Source organism: Pseudovibrio sp. Tun.PSC04-5.I4 (assembly GCF_900104145.1).
GTDB lineage: Bacteria > Pseudomonadota > Alphaproteobacteria > Rhizobiales > Stappiaceae > Pseudovibrio.
The window spans coordinates 1533172-1557879 of the sequence record NZ_FNLB01000006.1; the positions used below are offsets into that span (position 1 = coordinate 1533172).

The 24708-nt window shown below is 51.3% G+C and carries 21 protein-coding genes; 5 read left to right on the forward strand and 16 right to left on the reverse strand.

Annotated elements, in window-relative coordinates; genetic code table 11:
* Positions 1-15 precede the first annotated feature (15 nt).
* From BLS62_RS12175 to BLS62_RS12240, 14 genes are all read right to left on the reverse strand, one after another.
* Positions 16-1764: a M23 family metallopeptidase gene (locus BLS62_RS12175; protein ID WP_093181000.1), complete on the reverse strand. Its 1749-nt coding sequence runs from the start codon at positions 1762-1764 to the stop codon at positions 16-18.
* A gap of 89 nt (positions 1765-1853) precedes the next feature.
* Positions 1854-2552: a protein-L-isoaspartate O-methyltransferase family protein gene (locus tag BLS62_RS12180; RefSeq protein ID WP_208990835.1), complete on the reverse strand. Its 699-nt coding sequence runs from the start codon at positions 2550-2552 to the stop codon at positions 1854-1856.
* 57 nt (positions 2553-2609) lie between these two features.
* Positions 2610-3374 carry a 5'/3'-nucleotidase SurE gene (gene surE / locus BLS62_RS12185; protein ID WP_093181003.1) on the reverse strand — a complete coding sequence of 255 codons (765 nt, stop codon included), beginning with the start codon at positions 3372-3374 and terminating at the stop codon, positions 2610-2612.
* Between the two features lie 21 nt (positions 3375-3395).
* Positions 3396-4673: a serine--tRNA ligase gene (gene serS, locus BLS62_RS12190; RefSeq protein ID WP_093181006.1), complete on the reverse strand. Its 1278-nt coding sequence runs from the start codon at positions 4671-4673 to the stop codon at positions 3396-3398.
* 70 nt (positions 4674-4743) lie between these two features.
* Positions 4744-5529: a twin-arginine translocase subunit TatC gene (gene tatC, locus BLS62_RS12195; RefSeq protein WP_093181008.1), complete on the reverse strand. Its 786-nt coding sequence runs from the start codon at positions 5527-5529 to the stop codon at positions 4744-4746.
* Positions 5530-5541: 12 nt separating this feature from the next.
* On the reverse strand, positions 5542-6018 hold the full coding sequence (gene tatB, locus BLS62_RS12200; protein WP_093181011.1) for a Sec-independent protein translocase protein TatB: 477 nt from the start codon (positions 6016-6018) through the stop codon (positions 5542-5544).
* 171 nt (positions 6019-6189) lie between these two features.
* The gene (locus BLS62_RS12205; protein ID WP_093181014.1) at positions 6190-6435 is read right to left on the reverse strand and encodes a twin-arginine translocase TatA/TatE family subunit; all 246 of its coding nucleotides are present in this window, start codon (positions 6433-6435) and stop codon (positions 6190-6192) included.
* 82 nt (positions 6436-6517) lie between these two features.
* Positions 6518-7600 (reverse strand): ABC transporter ATP-binding protein, encoded by a 1083-nt coding sequence (locus BLS62_RS12210; protein ID WP_093181016.1) that lies wholly within the window; start codon positions 7598-7600, stop codon positions 6518-6520.
* Between the two features lie 54 nt (positions 7601-7654).
* Positions 7655-8356, reverse strand: coding sequence for an SMC-Scp complex subunit ScpB (gene scpB / locus BLS62_RS12215; protein ID WP_093181019.1), 702 nt, complete (start codon positions 8354-8356; stop codon positions 7655-7657).
* Positions 8353-9225: a segregation and condensation protein A gene (locus BLS62_RS12220; protein WP_093181022.1), complete on the reverse strand. Its 873-nt coding sequence runs from the start codon at positions 9223-9225 to the stop codon at positions 8353-8355. Before BLS62_RS12220 ends, scpB begins: the two co-directional genes overlap by 4 nt.
* Positions 9222-10250 (reverse strand): beta-N-acetylhexosaminidase, encoded by a 1029-nt coding sequence (nagZ, locus tag BLS62_RS12225; RefSeq protein ID WP_093181025.1) that lies wholly within the window; start codon positions 10248-10250, stop codon positions 9222-9224. The genes BLS62_RS12220 and nagZ overlap by 4 nt, the downstream gene beginning before the upstream one ends.
* A gap of 50 nt (positions 10251-10300) precedes the next feature.
* Positions 10301-13186, reverse strand: coding sequence for an SPOR domain-containing protein (locus tag BLS62_RS12230; protein ID WP_093181027.1), 2886 nt, complete (start codon positions 13184-13186; stop codon positions 10301-10303).
* Between the two features lie 80 nt (positions 13187-13266).
* Positions 13267-15021, reverse strand: a complete 1755-nt coding sequence (gene argS, locus BLS62_RS12235; protein WP_093181030.1) for an arginine--tRNA ligase — start codon at positions 15019-15021, stop codon at positions 13267-13269.
* Between the two features lie 91 nt (positions 15022-15112).
* A complete protein-coding gene (locus tag BLS62_RS12240; protein WP_093181034.1) occupies positions 15113-16330 on the reverse strand; it encodes a deoxyguanosinetriphosphate triphosphohydrolase in 1218 nt (405 codons plus the stop codon).
* Between the two features lie 263 nt (positions 16331-16593).
* Between BLS62_RS12240 and erpA the strand changes: the two genes are divergently transcribed.
* The 3 genes from erpA (at position 16594) to mgrA (ending at position 19125) form a co-directional block, all read left to right on the forward strand.
* Entirely contained in the window at positions 16594-16935 is a 342-nt protein-coding gene (gene erpA, locus BLS62_RS12245) for an iron-sulfur cluster insertion protein ErpA (RefSeq protein WP_093181038.1), read from the forward strand.
* Between the two features lie 264 nt (positions 16936-17199).
* Positions 17200-17982 carry an exodeoxyribonuclease III gene (xth, locus tag BLS62_RS12250; protein ID WP_093181041.1) on the forward strand — a complete coding sequence of 261 codons (783 nt, stop codon included), beginning with the start codon at positions 17200-17202 and terminating at the stop codon, positions 17980-17982.
* Positions 17983-18066: 84 nt separating this feature from the next.
* Positions 18067-19125 (forward strand): L-glyceraldehyde 3-phosphate reductase, encoded by a 1059-nt coding sequence (mgrA, locus tag BLS62_RS12255; RefSeq protein ID WP_093181044.1) that lies wholly within the window; start codon positions 18067-18069, stop codon positions 19123-19125.
* A 135-nt stretch (positions 19126-19260) separates the two neighbouring features.
* Here mgrA and BLS62_RS12260 read toward each other — a convergent pair whose 3' ends face one another.
* Both BLS62_RS12260 and BLS62_RS12265 read right to left on the reverse strand, forming a co-directional pair.
* A complete protein-coding gene (locus tag BLS62_RS12260) occupies positions 19261-19695 on the reverse strand; it encodes a hypothetical protein (protein ID WP_143521550.1) in 435 nt (144 codons plus the stop codon).
* A 148-nt stretch (positions 19696-19843) separates the two neighbouring features.
* Entirely contained in the window at positions 19844-20218 is a 375-nt protein-coding gene (locus BLS62_RS12265; protein ID WP_093181047.1) for a carboxymuconolactone decarboxylase family protein, read from the reverse strand.
* A gap of 326 nt (positions 20219-20544) precedes the next feature.
* On the opposite strand from BLS62_RS12265, the gene BLS62_RS12270 reads away from it, so the two are divergent.
* Complete coding sequence (locus BLS62_RS12270; RefSeq protein WP_093181050.1) at positions 20545-21672, forward strand: alanine racemase; 1128 nt, start codon at positions 20545-20547, stop codon at positions 21670-21672.
* 679 nt (positions 21673-22351) lie between these two features.
* Positions 22352-24643 (forward strand): formate C-acetyltransferase, encoded by a 2292-nt coding sequence (pflB, locus tag BLS62_RS12275; RefSeq protein ID WP_093181052.1) that lies wholly within the window; start codon positions 22352-22354, stop codon positions 24641-24643.
* Positions 24644-24708: the final 65 nt, after the last annotated feature.

Below are 24708 nucleotides of genomic sequence, written 5' to 3' on the forward strand. Positions count from 1 at the left end.
TGGTATTCACATCTATTAGGATCGTGGCAAGTGGCTCATCGGGTCCACTGGCTTGTTGTCCTTGCGAAGCTCAAAATGCAGTTGAGGCTGCGTTACAGACCCGGTTGCACCAGCCATAGCAATCGTCTGCCCACGGCGCACAACGTCACCACGGCGCACCTTTAGCTCTTTATTGTGCGCATAAGCAGATACCCAGCCATCGTCATGGCGGATCAAAACCAAATTGCCGAAGCCCTTCAATTCATTGCCTGCGTAAACAATCGTACCGTCTTCCGCAGCTTTGATATCCGTCCCAGAGGGAACAGCAAGGTTGATGCCGTCATTTTTGGACCCACCCGGCTTAACACCGAAATCGGAAATAATCCGGCCCCGAACAGGCCAACGGAAGGTCGCAGCATCAGCAGTCGCAACTTGCGATGTCTTAACTGCAGCTCGTTGTTGGACCGGCGCTGGCTTGGAAACTTCAGGTTGTTCCAGACGAACAACATCAACTTCCCCTTCCGGAATTACAGGTGCAATCAGCTTTGGAGATCTTTGAACACTTGCCGTATGCAGCGGCGTTGGAGTCAGTGAGTTGGCCAGGCTCCGTGGCTGAGTTTCTGGCGAACGAGCAGGTTGCTGACGCAGACCTGCCAGGGCCGTATTTTTCGGGCGCGGAACTGCTTTTGCAGCGACCTGACTAGGAGCAGATACATTGCGGGTTGCAACAATAACCTGAGGTTTACTCTTAGGCTTTGCAGAAATCCGTGTAGGCAGCACAGTCCGAGCTGACTGACCCGCAACTGGAGCCCTATAAATTGGTTGTTGCGCTGTGGTTTGCGGGGCAACAACAGGCGCAAGCGACTGACTGCGATACGTTGACTGCGGTGCGCGATAAACCTGAGCAGGCGCCGGTGCTGTAATAGGCGCAAGAGAGGACGCAGGCAAAGTGCGGACCGGCGCACTTCGTTGAACAGGATATGCTGGCGGCGGCGCATCACTATAAACAGGACGAGATCGCTCGCCTACATTTCCCGGAGGCACCAAGACAGCTGCAATTTTAGTCGCAAATGTTTGATAAGACTGCTTTCTAGCAGCCGTCTGCGCGTTCCCAGCAAGCGGCGTAGCATATCGCGCCGGAATTGAAGCTGTTGGGAGCGGCAGTGCGCTATTCGACGGCAATATACGCTCACTCGCACGTGGCAAATGATTTGTTTTGCGAACCACCTTAACCGGAATGACGACAGAATCGCCTGGCTGTAAGGCTGACCTGACCGTCACGCGGTTTGCATGCAAGATTTCATTTACAGGAACGCGATACTGCCATGACAGCGAATCAATATTCTCATTGGATCTCAACGTCACTACACGCCCACCAACAGGCGTCCAGCCCAAGGTTCCGCTATTCGGCGCTTTAGCTAAAGCAACCGGAACACGCGCACTGGCCTTGGTCCGTTCACTAACAGGCGTTAGTTTCTTGGAAAAGGATGGCTGCCAGATCTGATGCGTATACTGACGTGACTGAGCCGATCCTGTGACCAACTGGGCATTACGTCCAGTTGGAGCAGGCAACACCACTCCGCGCTGCACAGCACGACGACCACTTATAGCTGGAAGTCCAGGTGTTACGACAACAGCAGTTTGATACGGAGAAACTGGCTCATCTATATATTCTGATTGCCCAAACCGGTCCACATTACCACTGCACCCAGCAAGACCTGCTGACAACAAAAACAATGCTACACCGCGCCGCAATTTGGCTTTCTCACGGGAATGAAACTGCATGACTGCCCTACCCAATACAAATAAAAGGCTAACTGGCGTAAGTTTACTGACAACACAGTTGATAAAGACTTAATCAAACGCTCTGTTGGTTACAGTTTCGCAGCAATTCCCGGCGTTAAAGGCAAATAGCGGAAACGACCAAGCTCTGTTTCGTCCAAACCACGCCCACCCTTGTCATATTGGACAAGACGACAGATCCCGCTCTCATCTTTCAAAGGCGCAACAAGGCGTCCACCTGGTGCAAGTCGATCAAACAAAAACCCTGGAACCCGCTCTAATGACCCATTCAGCAGAATACGGTCAAACGGCCCTCCGTCTTCATCATCAATTGGCGAGGCAAGCCCATCCGCATGTATCACGTCCACATTGGTGATCTTGCAAGATCGCAACCGATCCCGTGCAAGGTCTGCAAGCGTTCTATAACGCTCCATGGAAACGATACGATCACAGATATTGGAAAGGACCGCGCACTGAAATCCTGAACCACTGCCGATTTCCAACAGGGAATGTTCTGGCTTAAGCTCAAGAAAATCTGCAACCTTACCAATAAGCGACGGTTGCGTGCTCATTTGCCCGCAATCAATGGGAAAAGCACGGTCTTCATAGGCCAGTGATTGATGGCTCGCAGACAGAAACAGTTTTCTGGGAATAGCTTCAAGAGCACTCAAAACCTCAAAGTTCCGCACACCTTGAGACCGCAACTTCATCACCCATGCCGCTTGTCTGGCAAGGTTCTCGTCAGAGCGGCCATCTTCATCTGCAAATAGACTGTCTTCTATTTCAAACATTCCGTCTACCTGCACTGCGGAGCCACCTGCACCGGCAGGAGGCTCCTGTAAATCCTATCAGGATTTCTCCAAGACCTTTTCAAGGTCACTCATCAACTCGTCTGCTGTCAGGTTCAGATGCAAAGGCGTAACGGAAATATAACCGTCCTTAACCGCCTCAAGATCAGTCCCGGCTCCAGCTATTGGCAAGCGATTGTTAAACGCCAACCAATGGTACGGATTGCCACGACCATCCTTGCGGCTTTCAATGTAAAGTGAACCAGCATCTCGTTTGCCCTGACGAACAACCTTAACACCCTTCACCATATCAGGCGCATCTTTCGGGAAGTTGACGTTCAGCAGAGTATCAGCAGGTAAATCATAGTTGAGCAAGCTGCGAATAACGCCAACAGCATGCGCTTCAGACGTATCATAGCTTGGACCAGCATCAGAACCATGCGCATAGCTCTGCGACAACGCAATGGAACGAACGCCCATCAAAGTACCTTCCATAGCCGCTGCGATTGTACCTGAATAAGTTACATCATCAGCCATGTTAGCACCGCAATTGATACCGGAGAGCACCAGATCAGGAGGCGTTTCCATAATGGACCGTATGGCCATAATCACACAATCGGTTGGTGTACCGCGAACCGCAAAATGACGGTTGTCGATTTCACGAACACGAAGCGGATCATTCAAGGACAGGGAGTGCGCCACACCGCTCTGGTCGGTTTCTGGCGCAACAACCCAAATATCATCGGAAATCTGTCGCGCAATGCGCTCTAAAACCACAAGACCCTCAGCATGGATCCCATCGTCATTGGTTAGTAAGATACGCATGTCGCAACAATTCCTTTTGATTTAAGCGCTAATCACTTCAAGGCCATTCATGTAGGGGCGAAGGACCTCAGGAACAGTAATTGTTCCATCAGCGTTCTGATAGTTTTCCATGACGGCAATAACACAGCGGCCAACAGCAAGACCGGAGCCATTCAACGTGTGAACGAACTTCAGCGCCTTTTCACCTTCAACACGGTAACGTGCATTCATGCGGCGGCCCTGGAAGTCACCACACACAGAACACGAAGAAATCTCGCGGAACGCATCCTGCCCCGGCAGCCATACTTCAATATCGTAGGTCTTCCGAGCCCCAAAGCCCATATCCCCGACGCAAAGCGTTACCACGCGGTAATGCAAACCAAGTCGCTTAAGAACCTTTTCAGCAGACTCGCGCATCCGCTCCAGCTCTTCCATGGAACTGTTCTCATCCGTGATGGAAACAAGCTCGCATTTCTGGAACTGGTGCTGACGCAGCATTCCAGCCGTATCGCGGCCAGCAGAACCAGCCTCTGACCGGAAACAGTAGGTCAGCGCTGCCACACGTATCGGCAGATCAGCCTCAGAGAGAGTCTCGCCAGCAACCATATTGGTCAGCGGCACTTCTGCAGTCGGGATAAGCCAATGATCATTTGTGGTGCGGAACAGATCTTCAGCAAACTTAGGCAACTGGCCCGTGCCGTGAAGCGCGTTATCACGCACCAGCAAAGGGGGAGAAACTTCGGTGTAGCCATTTTCCTGCGTGTGCAGATCAATCATGAACTGACCGATAGCGCGTTCGAGGCGTGCGATCTGACCTTTGAGCAGAACAAAACGGGAGCCAGACATTTTGACAGCCGTTTCAAAGTCCATGCCGCCAAGCTGCTCGCCAAGCTCGTAATGCTCTTTAGGCTCGAAATCGAGAGTAGGTTTCTCGCCATGCGTGTGCAGTAAAACGTTATCATCCTCATTTGCACCAAGCGGCACATCCTCATGAGGAATATTGGGGATAACAGCCAAGGCGCTTTCAACAGCTGCATTCAGCTGGCGCTGTTCTTCTTCGCCGTCCCGGATAAAGCTTTTGATTTCGGCAACTTCGGTCTTCAGAGCCGCAGCTTTTTCCTTATCGCCCTGACCCATGGCCATGCCGATTTCTTTGGATGCGGAGTTACGGCGCTGCTGCGCCTCCTGAAGCTTGGTTGTGTGAGAACGGCGCGCATCATCGAGTTCTACGAGGAGCGCAGCGCGTGGCTCTTGGCCGCGTTTAGCGAGAGCTGCATCAAAGCTCTCCTGATTTTCACGAATCCACTTGATATCAAGCATAACTTAGTAACCCCGGCAGGCTTGCCTTCAAATGACCCGCCGGGAACTCGCAATCAAAGGGGAAGAGAGCCTAGGCTTCTTCTTCCGCTTCCTTCTCTTGACGCTTCTTCTCGACGAGCCGTACACAATAGATGGAGACTTCGTAGAGAAGCAGAGTGGGAAGTGCAAGACCGATCTGTGAAATCGGATCAGGAGGTGTTAAAATTGCAGCAGCCGCAAAGGCAGCAACAACTGCATATTTACGTTTTCCCTTGAGGGAATCTGCGGTCACCAGACCAGCGCGGCCCAAAAGGGTCAACACGACTGGAAGCTGAAACACCAAACCGAACGCGAATATAAGCACCATGACGAAACTCAGGTACTCACTCACACGTGGCAGCATCTCAATGGACGCCTGCCCTTCCATACCCAGCTGTTGCATAGCAAGGAAGAAGCTCATCGCCATTGGCAGCACAAGGTAATAAACCAGCGCTCCACCAACCACAAACAACACAGGCGTTGCAACCAGATATGGAATAAACGCACCACGTTCATGCTTATAAAGCCCCGGAGCCATAAACATGTAAACTTGGCTTGCCAACACTGGGAAGGCAATAAACAACGCGCCAAACAGCGCCAGTTTCATCTGGGTGAAGAACCACTCATGTGGTGCAGTGTAAATCAGCCGAACTTCAAGGTTCTCGCCAGCTGCTTGCTCGAAAGGAAGCACGAGAAAATTGAAAAGATCATTTGAAAAATAGAAGCAGACCACAAACGCAAGAGAAATCGCAATCACCGACTTCATCAGCCGGGACCGCAATTCGATTAGATGTTCGATCAGCGGCGCACGCGAATCTTCAATTTCGTTATCACTCATAAAATTGCCGCCCTAGCTTTCGTCTTTGCTGGTAGAAGTGCTTGCGGCACTTTCCTTCGCGCTTTGCTTGGAAGCCATCTCAGCTGAAGAAACAACGCTTTGCTGCGGAACCTCAGCTTTAACAGGCGCTACTTCCGGTGTTACTTCAGAAGAAGAATCAACTTTCAGGGAGGATTTCACATCTTCTTCTGTTTTAGTAAGGCTCTGCTTTAGCTTGTGCTTCTCGTCCTCAAGGCTCTTCTTCAAATCGCCAAGCGGATTGAAATTCTGTGCAACATCGGCCTGCTTGCGCATTTCATCGATGCCGGTTTGCTTTTCCGCTTCTTTGACAGCGTCATTCAAACTGGACTGAAATTCACCCGCCATACGCCGAACGCTGCCGATGGTACGCCCGATTGTGCGTAACATACCCGGCAGTTCTTTTGGTCCAACCACGAGGATTGCAACCACAGCAACAAGCAGCAGCTCTGTCCATGAGATATCGAACATTAAGAAGCCGTTTCATTTTTGTCGCCTATAACACACAAAAGGGAGCACTATAGAAAACACGTAGTGCCAGATATCGACACATCCACTAGGGAAAGGCGCAGGAACCATACCATGAGGCAGGATTAAACCGACTTTCCCTAAACAATTCACATCGATCACTTAAAAGAACACTTAGTCCTTTTTAGCGGTGTCTTCAGTTTTTTCTTGCGCGGACACGCTTTCGCCTGGCGCATGATCGATCACTTTAGGATCTTCGTCTTTTTCTTTAGCTTCAACAGCGTCGTCATTTAGACCCTTTTTGAAGCTATTAATGCCCTTAGCGACATCACCCATCAACTCGGAGATCTTTCCACGACCGAAAAGTAGAACTACGACAACCGCGATGATGACGATTTGCCAAATACCAACTGAGCCCATCAACCAAACTCCTTAAGAATTCTGAACTGTGTTTCGAGAGACACTACATCCCCTAGATACTAATAGGTAGTATCAAGAAGAATTACCCACTATGATTTACTGAGGCCTCTCGCCCAAAAACCAAAACATTCTCTGCATTTATACACAAATCTATGACATTTTCTGGGTAAAACCGTAAGACATCACCCGTACGAATACGTAGAAGTTGCGATATTCCTTCAACTTTTACGTCCAGAAGATCTGTCTCACCTGCCATTGCACGAGAGATTACTCTTCCTTTAAACTGTCCCTCACCATGACATACCTTAAGGTGATGCGGTCTTATACATAAGGTCGCATGGGCTCCCTCTTCAAGGCCTGCGCCGGAGAAGTTCCCGATTGGCGTCACCAACCGGCCGCCAGCAATTTTTCCGGGGATCTCATTGAGATCAGAAAAGAACTTTGCTGCGAACAAACTATTCGGGTGGAAGTAAATCTCTTCAGGCGTGCCAAGCTGTACCACTTCGCCGCTGCGCATCAACGCAATCCTGTTTCCAACCCGCAAGGCTTCTTCAGGGTCATGTGTCACCACAACAGCGGTTGCTCCATGCATCCTGATCATCTCCAGTGTCTGCGCACGCACATCATCACGAAGGCGGCTATCCAAACCTGAGAATGGCTCATCCATTAAAAGTGTATGCGGTCGCGGCGCCATTGCCCGCGCCAACGCGGCCCGTTGCTGTTCCCCTCCGGAAAGACCATGCGGATAATCTTCCGCATACTGTCCAAGACCAACCATCTGCAGCGCGTCTTGTGCACGCCGCTTAGCCACATCAGTGGACAGGTCAGAAAGTCCGAACATCACGTTTTCCAAAATCGACAGATGCGGAAACAGCGCATAATCTTGAAACATCAGCCCGACACCGCGTTTTTCCGGTGGCAAGAAGTTGTTTTCATCGGCAACGGTTTTGCCGTTAATCCGCACACTTCCGCGCTGCTGACGTACAACGCCCGCCGCAATTCGCAAAAGAGTTGTTTTACCACACCCGGAATGCCCGAGCAGACACAGCACTTCACCACCACTTAGCGAGAGTGAAACACCGCGAACCGCAGGTAAGTCACCATAATTATGGTAGATATTGTCAAACACCAGACGCTCTGGTGCGGCAACCTTCCCTGTGTCCATTAATCCCTCATCAAACTCACACGCGGTCGATCAAGTCGCCCTATCTGCATGTGTTTATTTTTCTCCGGCGTCTTCTTCAAGTGCGCCAGTTGCAAACATTTCATTTTCTTCCAGAGGATCTTCGTCCTCTGTCAGATCAATACTGTCGTCAGGTGCTGGCACATGGAAGCTGGCAGGAATAGCACTGTCCAGCAGCCCTGCCCCTTTCAACTCCTCAAGTCCCGGTAAATCCTTGATACTCTCAAGACCAAAATGGTCCAGAAAATCAAAAGTCGTCCCATAAGTAACCGGACGCCCCGGCGCCCTGCGACGCCCGCGCATACGCAGCCAGCCCGTTTCTAAAAGCACATCCAGTGTACCCTTAGATGTGGAAACGCCGCGAATATCTTCAATCTCGGCGCGGGTCACAGGTTGGTGAAACGCGATAATCGCCAGTGTTTCCAAAGCCGCACGAGACAAACGCCGCTGTTCAACCGCTTGCCTGTGCAAGATGAACGACAGGTCCGCCGCCGTCCGGAAGGACCAGCGATCCTCGTTAGACCTTAACTGAACACCGCGTTTGCGATAGTGCGCCCGCAATCGGGTGAGCGCACTGCGAATATCCCGATTACCCGGTATCCGCTTAGAAAGCTCAGTAAAGCTCAAAGGTTCAGCGCTCGCGAAAATCAGCGCTTCCACCATCCGGTCTGTTTCAAGCAGCTCACCTGCATCAGCAACCTCAATTGCTTCATCAAGAAGGTCTGGTGCTTTAGTCATGACAACACCAACTTTGTCTCATCACCAGCCACCGGCGTATCAGCACCCAGCAGATCTTCAGGCTTACGCTGTGACGCTCTCACATAAATCGTCTCAAACGGACCAGATTGCTGAATATCAATCACGCCCTCACGTACAAGCTCAAGACTAGCAGAAAACGCAGAAGCCATGGCCGTGGTGCACTCTTTCGGGTCTTCAAGGTAAATCGCTAAAAACCGCTCAATAGGCGTCCAGACTGCAATATTTCCAATCAGCCGCGTCAGGATATCGCGCGCATCCTGTAGCGACCACACATCTCGTTTTTTCACATGCACCGATGTCACAGACTGACGTTGCCGCTGAGAAGCATACGCCATCAGCACATCATAAAGCGTTGCCGTCCACACACTACGCCGTTCAACAGATACAGTCTCCGGTGCTCCGCGCGCAAACACCTCTCGTCCCAGCCTTGAACGGTTCATCAACTTGGCAGAGGCATCACGCATCGCCTCAAGCCGCTGTAACCGAAATGCCAACGCAGCAGCAAGCTCTTCGCCAGTTGGCTCTTCGCTGTCTTTTTGCTGCGGGATCAATAAACGAGACTTCAGATAAGCCAGCCATGCAGCCATCACAAGATAGTCAGCAGCTAGCTCCAACCTCAATTGTCGCGCGGCGCGTACAAAATCAAGATACTGCTCAGTCAAAGCCAGAATGGAAATTTTGGTGATGTCCACTTTCTGACTACGAGCAAGTGCGAGCAAAACATCAAGTGGGCCTTCAAACCCATCCACATCCACAAGCAGGTTCGGCTCACCAGTCGCAGGCTGCTCTATAGCCGCCGCGCCTGCTAAAACCTGATCAAACTGCTCCGTGGCCTCAATGTCGCTCAAGCATCAACCCTTTTTGCAGCTGCGCACAGCTCATCAAACTCAGCCCGCAAACTCATTTCATCCCCGTCAAACACCTGTGTGTTTCGCGCCATTGCCGTTTCAATACGTTCAAGGCACTTTCCGCTCACATCAGGAACGGACGCCGCAACAACACGCATCTCATCAAGCTTACCGTTGCAGTGGAGCACAAGATCACAGCCAGCTTCAACAATTTTATCAACGCGACTCTTCAAATCGCCCCCAAGGGCTTTCATGGAGATGTCATCGCTAATCAACACACCATCAAAGCCAATGCAATCTCTGATAACCCGCTGAATAGCATAGGAAGATTGTGTAACAGGATGATTTCCATCAATATCTTTAAAGACGATGTGGGCAGTCATCCCCATAGGACAATCCCTAAGCTCCCGGAATGGTACAAAATCTCTTGCCTCCAGCTCTTCAAAGCTGCAAGTCACTTCTGGTAGGGAAATATGACTATCAACAAGAGAGCGGCCATGCCCCGGAAGGTGCTTCATCACCGGCATCACACCAGCAGCCAGACAGCCGTCCATAGCAGCACGGCCCAACACGCTCACCAGCTCCTTATCAGAGCCATAAGCACGCAGACCAATGATATGACTTGCCCCGTCCACGGGCATATCAAGACAGGGAATACAATTGCCGGAAAGACCAAGCCCAACCAAATCAAGGCCAATCAGCAAAGCATGGAGATAAGCTGCCCGCTTAGCCGCCTCAACGTCCTGCGTATAAAGCCGCGCGATATCACCTGCAGCGGGATAGATCGGCACATGTGGCGCACCAAAACGCTGCACACGGCCACCTTCCTGATCAATAAAGACAGGCGCATCCGCACGGCCAACAGCCTCGCGAAAATCAGCACAAACCCGGCGAATTTGCACAGGTGTTTCCATATTGCGGGCAAAAAGGATCAGACCAAACGGTTTTTGATCGCGAAAAAAGGCCTTGTCCTCAGCGCTAAGCTCAGGCCCAAGGCAACCAGAAATGAACGATTTAAAGAACATAGCTAACGCAGGTAGCTTGACGCAGAGTGTGCGTCAAGCTCCAATGCGAATTAGTTGCGGCGTACGTAACAATCACCACCTGCGGATTTAAATTCACCACAGAACGTATTGGCACTCGTCGGCCCATCAAACGGCACCTGAATACGGTAGAACACACCTTTATCGCCCAAATCTGCCCGCGTAATCACTGGAGTAACCAGCGCCATCAGGTTCGGGTAACGCCGATTGTATGAGCTAATCTGCCCTTTTGCTTGCTCCACAGTCCGCACAGAAGCCACTTGCACAATGTAGGTTCCTGTCGGAATCTCACCTTCAACACCATTACCCAGTGTCGGAGTTGGGGCAATGGCCTGCGGGTTAACGGCAGCTGTCTGCGCCGACCGGCCACCCGTCAAATCAAGCGGAGTGTTGGCAGCGCGAGGCGCCTGACGTACTGGCTGCAATGGAGCTAGAGTATTGCTCTGAACCCCTGTGTTGGCAGAGGCCGTCACGAACGGTTTGGATTGCGGCATAACATTTACATTGGCAAGCGCACCGCGTGCGATAGATGCAACAGCCTGAGCACCCGGATCCGACGCATTTGCAAAGGCATCACTCAACGACGTTGGCTGGTTTGCAGCCGCAGCCTGCTGGTTCGCGCTTTGATTTTCACCCGGAAGTGGAGCCCACTGGCCAGAGCCCGATGCTGCGCTCTGCTGCGGATTGGCCGTACGAACTGTGCTTGTGGTTACAATGCGCTGTGTGTTGGTAGGCTGCGCAACACCAGTGCCCTGACGCTGAACAATGGTGCCATCTGGTCGCACAGTTACAGTCACAACCTTCTTCGGCTTATTCACTTCAAACACACCACGTGTCGCCGTATCGGTCTCGCGAGGAGCTGGCGGGAGAGACTCAACAGCAGCGTTTTCACGCTGGACCATCCGCTCGCCATCTGCCGGCTGAGCTGCTTCCTGTGGTGAGAAGATCTTAGCTTGATCATTCTTTGGCTGGTCCGAGGCTGCCGGCACTTCTTTCATTGCAGACGCATCAGCACGGATAATCGGTGGAGCTGTCGCATTACCGCCAGCACCGCCAAAGTCGATAAAGAACAGACCGGCACCGCCCACAGCAACAATCGCAGCGATGGAAGCAGCAGCCATCAGGCCTTTTCGCATTCCGCCGCCACTGCGCACATCTTCGTGCGGCATATCAACGGAAATCCGCGGAACAGCTTGCGGCAGCACGCCGCCATCAAGGCTTGGGTCTTCCTGACGCATCGCTTGCGCAACTGCGTCCAGATCATAACCACCCGGAGGTGGAGATTGCTCTTCACTCCCCTTATGAGTGGCATTCAAAGCTGCCTGATGCGCTGCCTCTGTCTGCGCAAGCTTCTCAGCTGCCGCAGGCCAGGACATTTCATCAAGGGAAGGATCGTCAGCAACGCCTTCATCAAGCTGCCATGCGTCTTCGTTCTCATTAGCGAATGGATCGATTTCCTGAGCAACCTGCTCAAAACCAGCACTCATCGCCTCAAATTCGTTGAGCTCAGCCTTAACGTCCGGCTCAAGATCTGGCTCTGGTTCCGGTTGAGGTTCCCGTGCAATTTCATCCGCGAAGATATCATCAACGCCGGTTTCAATCTCACGCGCATAATTTATCGGCTCAGCGGCCCTCAAACGTTCATAGGCTGCAACAGGCTCTGCAGCAACTTCCTCATGCGCTGGCTCGTCCAGACTAAACTCAGCCATCAACGCATCTTCAAGATGTTTGGACGGAATAGAGGGCGTTGGCGCGGGTGCAACAGGTACAGTCCGAGAAACCGGAGCTACACCCTCAAGACCCGTCTCAAGCGCAAAGGCGCTCATATCAGGCTCAAATTGAACAGCTGGAGCCGTATCATCATGAGTACGGCGCAGCTTTAGCTCGCTAGAAACAGGCTGGGCAGGAGTAGCCGTAGCAGCAGCTGTCGCACGCTCTGCAGCCCGTTCTGCACGCCAGCTGTCGTAATCCATCTGAGACAGCTCGTTCAGCGCCTTAGGCTCTGGAGAAACTGGCGCAGGAGCCACTGGTTCAGGAGTTGGAGCAACTGGCTCATAAGACGGCGTAACCCTCTCAGAGGCATATTGCGGATCAGCAGAACGACGACCAAGGCGCTCACGCAATGTCAGTTCAGGGCGAGCACCGCCGGAATCCATTGCATCAAGTGTAGGCGTTGCGCGGCTCACCACACGTGCAGGACGCGCAGTAATCTCACGCTCAATCTCGGTCGGGTTCAAAGAGGCAACGAGGCTCTCTTCCAGATCACGAGACAAAACATCATCAATCTCACTGGCCAAAGCAACTTCAGCTGCGGAAACAGTTTCATTCATATAATTTGGATCCACCCGGTCCGCAGCAAATTCCACTGCTGGAGCAGGCTCTTGAACAGGAGCTGCATAGTGCTGTGCACTCGGAATACTCTGAGGTTCCTGCACAGGGCGTGCTTTGGGAACCGGAGGCAGATCGCTGACATAATCTACAGCCGCATTTGAACCACCAACTGAGAGCGCAGCCGCGCTCAGATCAGCAAACGGATCAATATAACTGTCGGAATGGGACGAGCTCTTAGGGGATGCAAAAACTGCATCCAGAGCAGCAAAGGAATCCTGTGGCTCTGCGGGCTCAGTGGTTTCAATTGAGCCAACAGCATGTGGTTGCGCACCAGCAGCCCGAGAACCGTCATATCCACGGTCCGCCTCGCCACCAGCACTGCGTTCATCGTTTTTCGGGAACAGCGGCTTTTCTGAGAGGTGGCTTTCAACGCGAGAACTCGGTCGGTAGGCGCTAGCGCTTTTCCCGACTATTCGAGCAAGTTCTACAAGCGGATCTTCATCGCCAACCCACTGTTGCGGTTCATCGCCTGCTGTTTGCCTAGCAGAAACCTCACCCGGTTCCGGATAATTGGAGCGATTAGTCATTGCAGCGGTGTTTTCCCTTAAATCAGAGGTTCGCAATCCCCACCGCGAACCTCCTGTACTCACTTAACTATGCCCAGGCACTAGCGCATTTCATTTGGTGCTATGACGCCCAAAACATTGAGGCCAGAAGCGATCACTTGTGAAACTGCATAGACTAACGCGAGTCGAGCTTTGGTTAATTCTGGCGTTTTATCATTAATAAAGCGTAATTGCGGCTTTTCCTTGCCTCGTGACCAGTGGCTATGAAGCGCATTTGCCAGCTCATAAAGGTAGAATGCAACACGGTGCGGCTCGTGATTTTCCGAGGCACCCTCTACGATTCTTGGCCATTGAGCCATCTTGGCGATCAGGGTAAGTTCACCCTCATCTTCAAGTTGTGCAAAATCCGCCGACTGCAGTTCACCAGGTGTGTTGGAGAACCAATTCAGTTCCTCAACAGCCTGACGCAGCACAGAACGACACCGAGCATGACCGTATTGAACGTAGAACACCGGGTTGTCTTTTGACTGTTCTGTCACCTTGTCAAAATCGAAGTCCAGAGGCGCATCATTCTTACGATAGAGCATCATAAAGCGTACCGCATCTACCCCCACCGCATCAACCACATCACGAAGGGTGACGAAATTACCAGAGCGCTTGGACATTTTGAACGGCTCGCCGCCCTTAAACAGCTTCACCAACTGACAAAGACGGACGATCACATCCACTTTGCCGTCAGAAATTGCGTTCCCAACCGCTTCAAGACGTTTCACATAACCCGCATGATCCGCACCAAAAACAAAAATCAGCTCTTTAAAGTCACGTTCCACCTTATCGCGCATGTAAGCAACGTCAGCGGCAAAATAGGTGTAGCTGCCGTCAGATTTCGCCAACGGGCGGTCAATGTCATCGCCGTAGTTGGAAGAACGGAACAATGTCTGCTCGCGGTCCTCCCAGTCATCAGGAAGCTCACCTTTTGGCGGTGGCAAAGTACCGTTGTAAACCAGATCACGCTTGCGCAGCGTATCAAGGGTTTCATCAATCGCCCGGCCCTGACCATGCATGGATTTTTCAGAGAAAAACACATCGTGGCGGACGTTCAGCTTGGAAAGGTCTTCGCGAACCAGATCCATCATCTTTTCAATAGCAAAGGCTTTTAAAATTGCATGACGCTCGCCTTCACCCATGTCGATAAGACCGCGGCCATAGGTTTCAACAAGGGCTGTGCCAACCGGGACAAGGTAGTCACCTGGGTACAGACCCTCTGGAATTGCCCCAATGTCTTCGCCCAGAGCTTCACGGTAACGCAGGAAAGTAGATTTCGCCAGCGTATCAATCTGAGAGCCCGCATCGTTGATGAGGTATTCACGCGTCACATCATAACCGGAAAAGGCAAGCAGGTTTGCCAGCGCATCACCAACCACAGCGCCGCGGGTGTGCCCCACATGCAACGGACCGGTCGGGTTCGCAGAAACATACTCAACGTTGACCTTCAGGCCATTGCCGCGGGAGGATTCACCAAACTTTTTGCCCTCAGCAACAACCTCGGTGATCACACGTTCCCAAATGACCCGGCTTACTCGGATGTTGATGAAGCCCGGCCCGGCAACATCAACAGCTTCGACTTCACTGTCGGCGCGCAGGCCCTCGGCAATCTTTGTCGCAAGATCACGCGGCTTCATCTTCAGCTGTTTGGCCAGCACCATGGCGGCGTTGGTCGCCAGATCGCCATGAGCAGCATCCCGAGGAGGTTCAACAGTAACACGTCGAAGGTCAAGCTCCGGCGCGTCAGCAGCAAGGTCCAGGCCCTTGACTACTTTGTTTACCCTTTCGGCGAAGTCTGCGAAGATGTTCATTTTTAATAGCCCAATTTGACAGGCCAAAAGGAATGTAAAACCGAGGTTCTAAGCACTCTTCCTATGGCTTGATTTTGTTTGCGTTGGCGCATTACCCCAGTTCTGGGGTATCGTCAAATAATCGTCTGTGTTCATCTATGGCATAGCGGTCGGTCATACCGGCAATAAAATCACATACCCTACGGGCAACAACCTCTTTGCTTTCTGCAGCCAATCCATCACACCATGGTTCTGGCATTCTTTCCGGTGTCTTAAAGTATCCGTAAAACAAATCCCGAACCACTTTAGACACCTGCTTACGAACCGCCAGGACACTTTTATGCCGGTAGAGATTTGCGAACAAAAACTCTTTCAGTTCGCGCTCTTCTCGCGCCATTTCAGTTGAAAAGGCAATAACAGGGCCATTTGCATCACGAATATCCCCGCATTTCTTGGGTGAAAGGCGATTAATTCGCGAAATACTCTGCGCAATCACATCTTCAACCATACCGGTAATACATCTACGGCCAATTTCATGGATCCGGCGCGCATCTTCAAGCTGCGGGTATTTCTGGTCAACTTCCTCTAAAATACGTCTCAGATACGGCACCTGCTTCATCCCCTCAAAGGTCAGCAAGCCCGCTCGAAGCCCGTCATCCAGATCATGCGCATCATAGGCAATATCGTCAGCGATCGCGGCAGCCTGAGCCTCTGCACTTGGCCATGACCACAGCATCAAATCCTGCTGCTTGGCATATTCTCTCACAGCAAACGGCAAGCCCTTTTCTTTCAACTTACCGCAAGCACGCCCATCTCCATCGGTGAGTGGCCCATTGTGCTTGACCAGCCCCTCCAGCGTTTCCCACGCCAGATTGAGCCCATCAAACTCCGCATAGCGGCGCTCAAGATCTGTCACAATGCGCAAGGATTGGGCGTTATGGTCAAATCCGCCATACTCCCTCATGCACGCATGCAGCACGTCCTCGCCCTCATGTCCAAACGGGGCATGGCCAAGGTCATGCGCCAATGCCAGACATTCAGCCAGATCTTCATCCAGCCGCAAAGCACGCGCCAGAGACCGCGCCACCTGAGAGACCTCAATGGAGTGGGTTAACCGGGTACGGAAATGATCACCCTCATGATACACAAACACCTGCGTCTTGTGCTTTAACCGGCGAAAGGCGGCGGAATGGATGATACGATCACGATCACGCTGGAATGGCGTACGGGTCGGGCTTTCAGGTTCGTCATAAAGCCGCCCCTGACTAAGCTCGGGATCAACGGCATAATCAGCTCTTGGTTGAGCACCATACCCAAGTGTCTTGACCATTTATTATTCCCTACCCCGTGCCATTGCCCGCGACTATACGGCTGCAAGGCCATTTTTTTCGCACCACAACCCACATCATTTTTTCATATCACAGCAATGACATAACACCTGTGAAGGCCCTGTAAACAAATGGTTTTCAGCCCCATTTGTAATTTAGCAATAAAAACCTATGGAAATTACAGTTTAGAACACCTAAATACTCTAATAATGAATGCGAAGCGACGAGCCCGTAACACCCCTCTGATTGAGCCCCTGATAGTACCATGACCCAGACTCCAGAAAACACAGTTGCTTTGACCGACAACGCAGCAAAGCGCGTTGCCCAAATTCTCGCAAAAGAAGTTGACGGCAGTATGCTGCGCGTTTCCGTTGAAGGCGGGGGATGCTCCGGTTTTCAATACAAATATGATATCGTCAAAGAGCAAGAAGAGGATGATCTCGTCCTTGCCAAACTTGGCGCGACGGTTCTGGTTGATACCGTTTCCCTGCAATACATGGCAGGATCGCAAATCGATTTCGTCACAGACATCATGGGCCAGTCCTTCCAGATCACCAACCCGCAAGCAGCAGCGGGCTGCGGATGTGGTACAAGTTTCTCCCTCTAATCTACAGAGCATTGGTGGCACGGGCATAACTTTGCGGGGTAAATCGCCTCGCAAACAAAACCACGCAATGATCCCGCATTCCTTTCAAACCAACGCACATTTCCACGCAAACGGTTTTATACCCGCCTCTAACGTACAGATATCCTCCCATCCACACCCCGTTTGACTGCTCACCTTGCCCTCGGCGCGAGCCATGCTAGAACAATTTTAACAAATGAATTGAACAAGTAGCGCAGGCCTGCTGCTTCCTCGAAGGGAAACCCGATGAAAATCGCGAGCTGGAACATCAACGGCGTCAAAGCACGGTTGGAAACGGCCCTCAAATGGTTGCAAGAAGAGCAGCCGGATATCGCCTGTTTTCAGGAAATCAAATCGGTTGATGAAACCTTCCCGCGCGCCCCTTTCGAAGAGCTCGGCTACAATCTGGAAACACATGGCCAAAAAGGCTTTAACGGCGTTGCTATCCTTTCCAAACGCCCGTTTGAAGAGGTCATTCGCCGCCTTCCCGGCGACGATGAAGACGAGCAGGCTCGCTACATTGAAGCTGTGATTGCAGGCGACAACGAACCCGTCCGCGTCGGCTGTCTCTACCTGCCAAATGGCAACCCGACCGACACAGAAAAATTCCCATACAAACTGCGCTGGATGGACCGCCTCCACAAACACGCTCAAACCCAACTTGAGAAGGAAGAAGCCTTCCTGCTCATTGGCGATTACAACGTGATCCCGGAACCGGAAGACGCCAAGAACCCAGAAGCTTGGGTCGGCGATGCTCTCTACCGCCCGGAAAGCCGCCAACGCTTCCGTGCCCTGCTCAACCTCGGCTTTACCGAAGCCGTTCGCGCCACCAACACCGCCGCCGGCACATACACATTCTGGGACTACCAGGCAGGCGCATGGCAACGCGACAATGGCATCCGTATTGACCACCTGCTGCTCTCCCCTGAGGCAGCTCGCCTCATGCAAGGTGTAGGCATTGACAAACACGTCCGCGGCTGGGAAAAACCATCTGACCACGTACCTGTATGGGTCGAACTCTCCGCTTAAAGCATATTCTGGGACAACTCCTGCTCCCAATTCCAATTACGTAAAAATATTAAATAACAACAAGATAGTCTGGGAGGACATCTGATGGGTTGGCAACCAGCTGATACACGTTATGATTCCATGAAGTACAACCGCTGCGGAAAAAGCGGTCTGAAACTACCGGCCATTTCTCTCGGTCTTTGGCACAATTTCGGAGAGATTACGCCGCACGAAACCAAGCGCGAAATGTGTCGGACCGCATTTGATCTCGGGATCACCCACTTCGATCTGGCAAACAACTACGGCCCACCTCCAGGCAGCGCGGAAACCGCATTTGGCGAGATCCTGCGCACCGATTTTGCAGGCTACCGTGATGAGCTGGTTATCTCCTCAAAAGCTGGTTACGACATGTGGCCGGGACCTTATGGCGAATGGGGCAGCCGTAAATACTTGATCTCAAGTCTGGATCAATCCCTGAAGCGTATGGGCCTTGACTACGTCGATATCTTCTATTCCCACCGCTTCGATCCGGAAACGCCGCTTGAAGAGACCATGATGGCGCTCGACCAGATCGTACGTCAGGGCAAGGCACTTTACGTAGGTATCTCCTCTTACAATTCCCAGCGCACCAAGGAAGCAACAGCAATCCTGAAAGAGCTGGGCACCCCTTGCCTCATTCACCAGCCAAGTTATTCCATGCTCAACCGCTGGGTAGAAGAGGATGGCCTGCTGGATACGCTTGAGGAAGAAGGCATTGGCTCTATTGTGTTTTCGCCGCTCGCACAGGGCATGCTGACCAACAAATATCTGAAGGACGTTCCGCAAGATAGCCGCGCTGGTAAACAGACTGGCTCGTTCCAGGAGAGCTTCCTCAATGAAACCACATTGAAGAACATTCGTGCACTCAACGAGATCGCCCAAAATCGCGGTCAAACACTGGCACAAATGGCTCTTGCATGGGTTCTGCGCGGTGGTCGCGTCACCTCCGCTCTAATCGGCGCGAGCCGCAAGGAACAAGTTATTGATTGTGCAGCAACAATCAATAATCTGGACTTCACTGCAGAAGAGCTGGCAGCTATCGACAAATACGCAACAGAGGCCAACATCAACCTCTGGGCTCAATCCGCAGAGCTCAAAGGCCCTGCTCGCCCTACCAAGAAATAATCAGCAATGATAAGGAGTGCGGACTTCAGGTCCGCATTCTGAACTATGGAGTTCAACAAGCTGCTTGCCGCATCAGTTTGAACTCAGGCGGTGGAGCGCATTTCTTCAAATTGTATGGCACGGCCCGGCCGGGACTCAGCTTAAAAGGATTACCTGCCAATCTGGACCAGCTTCTTTTTTAATAAGGAAATGACTTTTGCAAACCAGCTTGTTGTTCGCACCACTCCCCTTAGAAGGATAAGTCCCCGCGCCTTTATAGAAGCACACATTATTGTCCTGGATTTTCCATGACGTGGCAGTCACAATTGGAAGATTGGGGAACCAGAGAAGGCTATTGTTGTTCCTATCGAAATAAACAACTTGAAATCCCATACCCTTGTAAAACAAAAGATAGGTGTAACCAGCCTGAGGGAATTCGAGATAGACAGTCTTCAGGTTTGCCACCCGAACAATTTCCTGAAGCATCTCTGCCTTACTACGTTTAACTGTTGTATTTTGCCCGGTTTGATTTGGTTCTTTCGCGCAGGCCACCAAGGCGATTGCCAAACAAAATACAGAAATTTCCCTCATCAACCAGCCTCTCCCAACATGACACGAAGAGACCGTAGCCAAGATTATGGGCTTGTCCCACCCCGTTAAATACGCCCCGATAAATAGTTGGGATGTTAAATCATGGCGCATTTAAGAGGTGAGAAACCGACAGGTGTCTTGACCTGACTTACGACCGAGGATCAAGCCCCTTCTCTTCAAAATACGCAATTGCTGTGTTCAATCCATTGAGGGCTGCGGGAACACCGGCATAAACCGCCATCTGCCAGATAATCTCCATGATCTCAGTAGGGCGAGCACCGGCATTTAACGTGTGCTCAATATTCATCCGAAGTTGCGCGGATGTATGCCCACCCATTGCCGTTAGCGCTGCAACCGCACAGAGCTGCCGCGTCTTCAAATCGGCCCCTTCGCGTCCATAATGTTTGTCATAGGCCCAATCGACAACGGCTTCAGACATACCCGGCAATGCTGCATCATATTTGTCAGTAAGTGTTTGTTTTAGATTGGGGTTAAGTACGCCCAAAACCTTCTGTGCATCCATAGCAATTCTCCATCATTATTGGTTGCTCAAGGTCAGTCCTGCTTCTGGATTTCAGTGCTGTAGTGATCAATCTTATCATCCAACAAACTAAGGGTTTGTTGAAGGCTCTCAACCTGCTGAGCGACAAACTCACGATGGCTCACCAATACGCATTTCGAAAAACCCAACTCCGTCTGATCTCGGCAATTTCTGAGGTGTAGGAGATGGAGTGCACTCGAGGTCAAAGGCTGAAATATATGGAACTCAAAGGGCAATAGGTTCCAATCACCTGAGAGTATTGCTAGAAAGACATATCAATTGCCTTAGATATAGATTTGGACATTCAGATGCTTGAAAACCTTCAAACTCCATGCCTTTTGCTCGATGAAGCCGTAATGCGGGCCAACATCAAAAGCATGGCAGATCGGTTCAAGCAATTTGGAGTTCCGCTTCGCCCCCACCTGAAAACGGCGAAATCTATTGAGGTTGCCCGCATCCTTCAGGAACATGGCGCAGACCGCTGGACCGTCTCAACGCTCAAAGAGGCTGAGTACTTTTCCTCTGCTGGCCTCAAAGATATCCTCTATGCCGTCTCCATCGTGCCGCAAAAAATGGAACGCATCATGGCGCTCAACCGGAACGGCGCCCAAATGGCGATCTGTTTAGACAGCCCGGAGATGGCAAAGATGATTTCAGCAATGAAACTGGAAGGCCCCGCGCCCAAAGCCTATCTGGAAGTGGATGTGGACGGACACCGCACCGGCGTCACCACTCAGGACCAAAGAGCTGTTGAGACCGCCAAACTACTTGCAAATGCAAATAACGTAGATTTTGCCGGCGTAATGGCTCACGGCGGCGGTGTCGGCTACTCCGCAAACGGCAAGGCTGAACTGGAAGCGGCAGCCGAGCTGGAGAGAACCTCAACACTCAGCGTCAAAGAAGCCATAGTTTCAGCGGGTATTCCTTGTCCCGAAGTCAGCATAGGCTCAACACCAACAGCATTGTTCGGCAAATCCTTCGATGGTGTCTCTGATGTTCGCGCTGGCGTCTACATGTTCCAGGATGTGTTTCAGTCCAATTTAGGTATGTGCGCTCTGGAGGATATCGCAGTAACCGTCCTCACCACCGTGATCAGCCATGCACCCCACCTCAATCGTATCGTAGTTGATGCAGGCGGCCTTGCCCTTTCCAAGGACCGCTCCTGCGCAACCCAAAGAAATGATTGTGGTTTTGGATTCCTTGCAGACGTTGACGGATACATTGATCCACTGCTGTATGTGGAAGGCGTCAGTCAGGAACACGGTTACATCACCACTCGCGATGGCAGCTCCCTCCCCTTTGAGCTCTACCCGCTTGGCTCACAGCTCCGCATTCTGCCCAACCATTCTTGCATGACTGTTGCAGCCTATGAGGGATACCACATGATCGGCGGAGAACATGAAGGTCAATGGTGGGATCGGTGTAATCGTTGGTAGGTCAACCCTATCCATCAATAAAATGTATCACATTCAGGTCATCAACCGTTCCGATGGCATTAGCAATTTGAAAATGGTGGTGTTTTGCAGTTTCCGCACTCCAGTTCCCTCGTGGATATCAAAGGGAAAACATTCATAAAACGAGCCAGAATGAGTCTTTCTGACTGCCTCTTACGCCACAAAAATATGCGAAAAAACGATTTTCCACTTACCACGCTAATATTTCAATCGACGCATGGCAGCTATGCAGAATACGAGCCGCTACATTATACTTAGTATAATCTACATAGAATTCGCCTAGGTAAAAATGCGGGCGCCCACTTCAGCTCCCTTATTCAAACGAATTAGACACATAGTTAAAGTTTGAATTCACAAATAAAATCATACATTTAACCATACATCAGCGACACTTACATCTATCACAACCGATGCGAGCTTCACCCACAAGTGCAATTGGTTGCCCAATATCCAAAATGTATGCATTTGTATAATTCTGCCTTGCGTTTTTTGCAGGGCTGGTGACCAGTTTCAGATTGATATAAATCAAGATACGGTCTCGCTTGGGGAGTACATTAATGGTCAACAAGCACTGGACGCAAGGAAGCGTAACCCACTGCAAGCCTTTGGTATTTACTTGTAGCAACAACGCTGAATTGCATTAATGATGAAGGACCTCCCAATGGGTATTCACCAAAAAGTTGACACAGCCAACACCGACACTTTGCCTTTCCTGGCAGACGACGGCCCGAAGGCTTACGCAGGTTTCAAAAAGGGCGACTGGAACAAAGAAATTGACGTTCGCAATTTCATCCAGAACAACTACACCCCTTATGAAGGTGCAGCCGAATTCCTTGCTAGCCCAACAGCTGCAACATTAAAGCTCTGGGACAATGTCCTTGAGTTGATGAAAGAAGAAAATAAAAAAGGCGTTCTCGACGCTGATACTGAAGTTGTTTCCTCTATCGTTTCTCACGCACCAGGTTTCATCAACAAAGATCTCGAAAAGATCGTTGGTTTGCAGACCGATGCGCCTTTGAAGCGCGCTCTTATGCCTTACGGCGGCCTGAAAATGGCAGCAGCGGCTCTTGAGAGCAACGGCTACAAAATCTCCGAGAAAACTGCTGAAGTTTTCACAAAACACCGCAAAACACACAATGATGGTGTTTTCGATCTCTACACACCGGAAATTCGCCGTGCTCGTTCCGCTGGCATCGTAACCGGCCTTCCAGATGCATACGGTCGTGGCCGCATCATCGGCGATTACCGCCGCGTTGCGCTGTACGGCATCGTCAAGCTGATGGAAGACAAGAAAGCACAGCATGCTTCTCTCGACGGCAACGTCTTGAATGAAGAAACACTGCGCCTTCGTGAAGAAATTTCAGAGCAGTACCGTTCCCTCGCTGAACTGAAGGAAATGGGCGCTGCACACGGCTTCGACATTGGCCGTCCAGCTGAAACTGCTCAGGAAGCAATTCAGTGGCTCTACCTTGGTTACCTGGCTGCGATTAAAGAGCAAAATGGCGCTGCCATGTCTCTTGGCCGCACAACAACCTTCCTCGACATCTACATCCAGCGCGATCTGGACAAGGGTATCATCACGGAAGCTGAAGCTCAGGAACTGATGGACCACTTCGTAATGAAGCTCCGCTTGGTTCGCTTCATGCGTACTCCAGACTACAACGCACTGTTCTCCGGCGATCCTGTATGGGTTACAGAATCCATCGGCGGCATGGGCATTGACGGACGCACACTGGTAACGAAGAGCTCCTTCCGCGTTCTGCAGACCCTTGTGAACCTCGGCCCTGCACCAGAACCAAACCTGACCGTTCTGTGGTCAGAGCATATGCCTAAGGGCTTCAAAGACTACTGTTCAAAGATCTCCATCGATACATCTTCTATTCAGTACGAAAATGATGACCTGATGCGCCGTTACTGGGGCGACGATTACGGTATCGCTTGTTGTGTATCTGCAATGCGCATTGGTAAGCAGATGCAGTTCTTCGGTGCACGTGCCAACCTTGCTAAAGCAATGCTTTACGCAGTCAACGGCGGTCTCGACGAAAAAACTGGTAAACAGGTTGGTCCTAAAACACACCCAATCACTGGCGACGTGCTGGTATGGGATGAGTTGGAACCACTTTACGACCAGATGCTCGACTGGATTGCTAAGGTCTACGTTCAGGCCCTGAACTGCATCCATTTCAGCCACGACAAGTACAACTACGAGCGCGTCGAAATGGCGTTGCATGACCGCGACATCCTGCGCACCATGGCGTGTGGTATTGCTGGCCTGTCCGTTGTTGCAGATAGTATCTCCGCGATCAAAAATGCGAAGGTCAACATCATCCGTAACGAAAACGGTCTCGCAGTTGATTACGAAATCGAGGGTGAATTCCCTTGCTTCGGTAACAACGACGACAGAGTTGATGTGATTGCAGAAGACATCATGAAATTGTTCATGAGCAAAATCCGCAATCAGCCAATGTACCGCAATGCAACACCGACACAGTCTGTTCTGACCATCACATCTAACGTTGTGTACGGTAAGAAAACTGGCTCTACTCCTGATGGGCGTAAAGCAGGTGAACCATTTGCACCGGGTGCAAACCCAATGCATGGCCGTGACCAGAAGGGCGCAGTTGCTTCTATGAAGTCTCTCTGCAAACTTCCATACGAAGACAGCCAGGACGGTATCTCCTACACCTTCTCCATCATCCCGGGCGCACTGGGTAAGGACGAAGCTGAACGGGTCAACAACCTGTCCAACCTGCTCGATGGTTACATGCATGACATGGGTCACCACATCAACGTGAACGTGTTCGACCGCACAACTCTTGAAGACGCAATGGAACACCCTGAGCTGTACCCACAGCTGACAGTTCGCGTCTCTGGTTACGCAGTGAACTTCATCAAGCTGACCCGTGAGCAGCAGATGGACGTGATCAACCGGACATTCCACGGCCAGCGTTAAGAACGTTAACGCCGACGGTTAATATAAAAAAAGAAAGCGCGGGCACTCCCCGCGCTTTCTTTTTA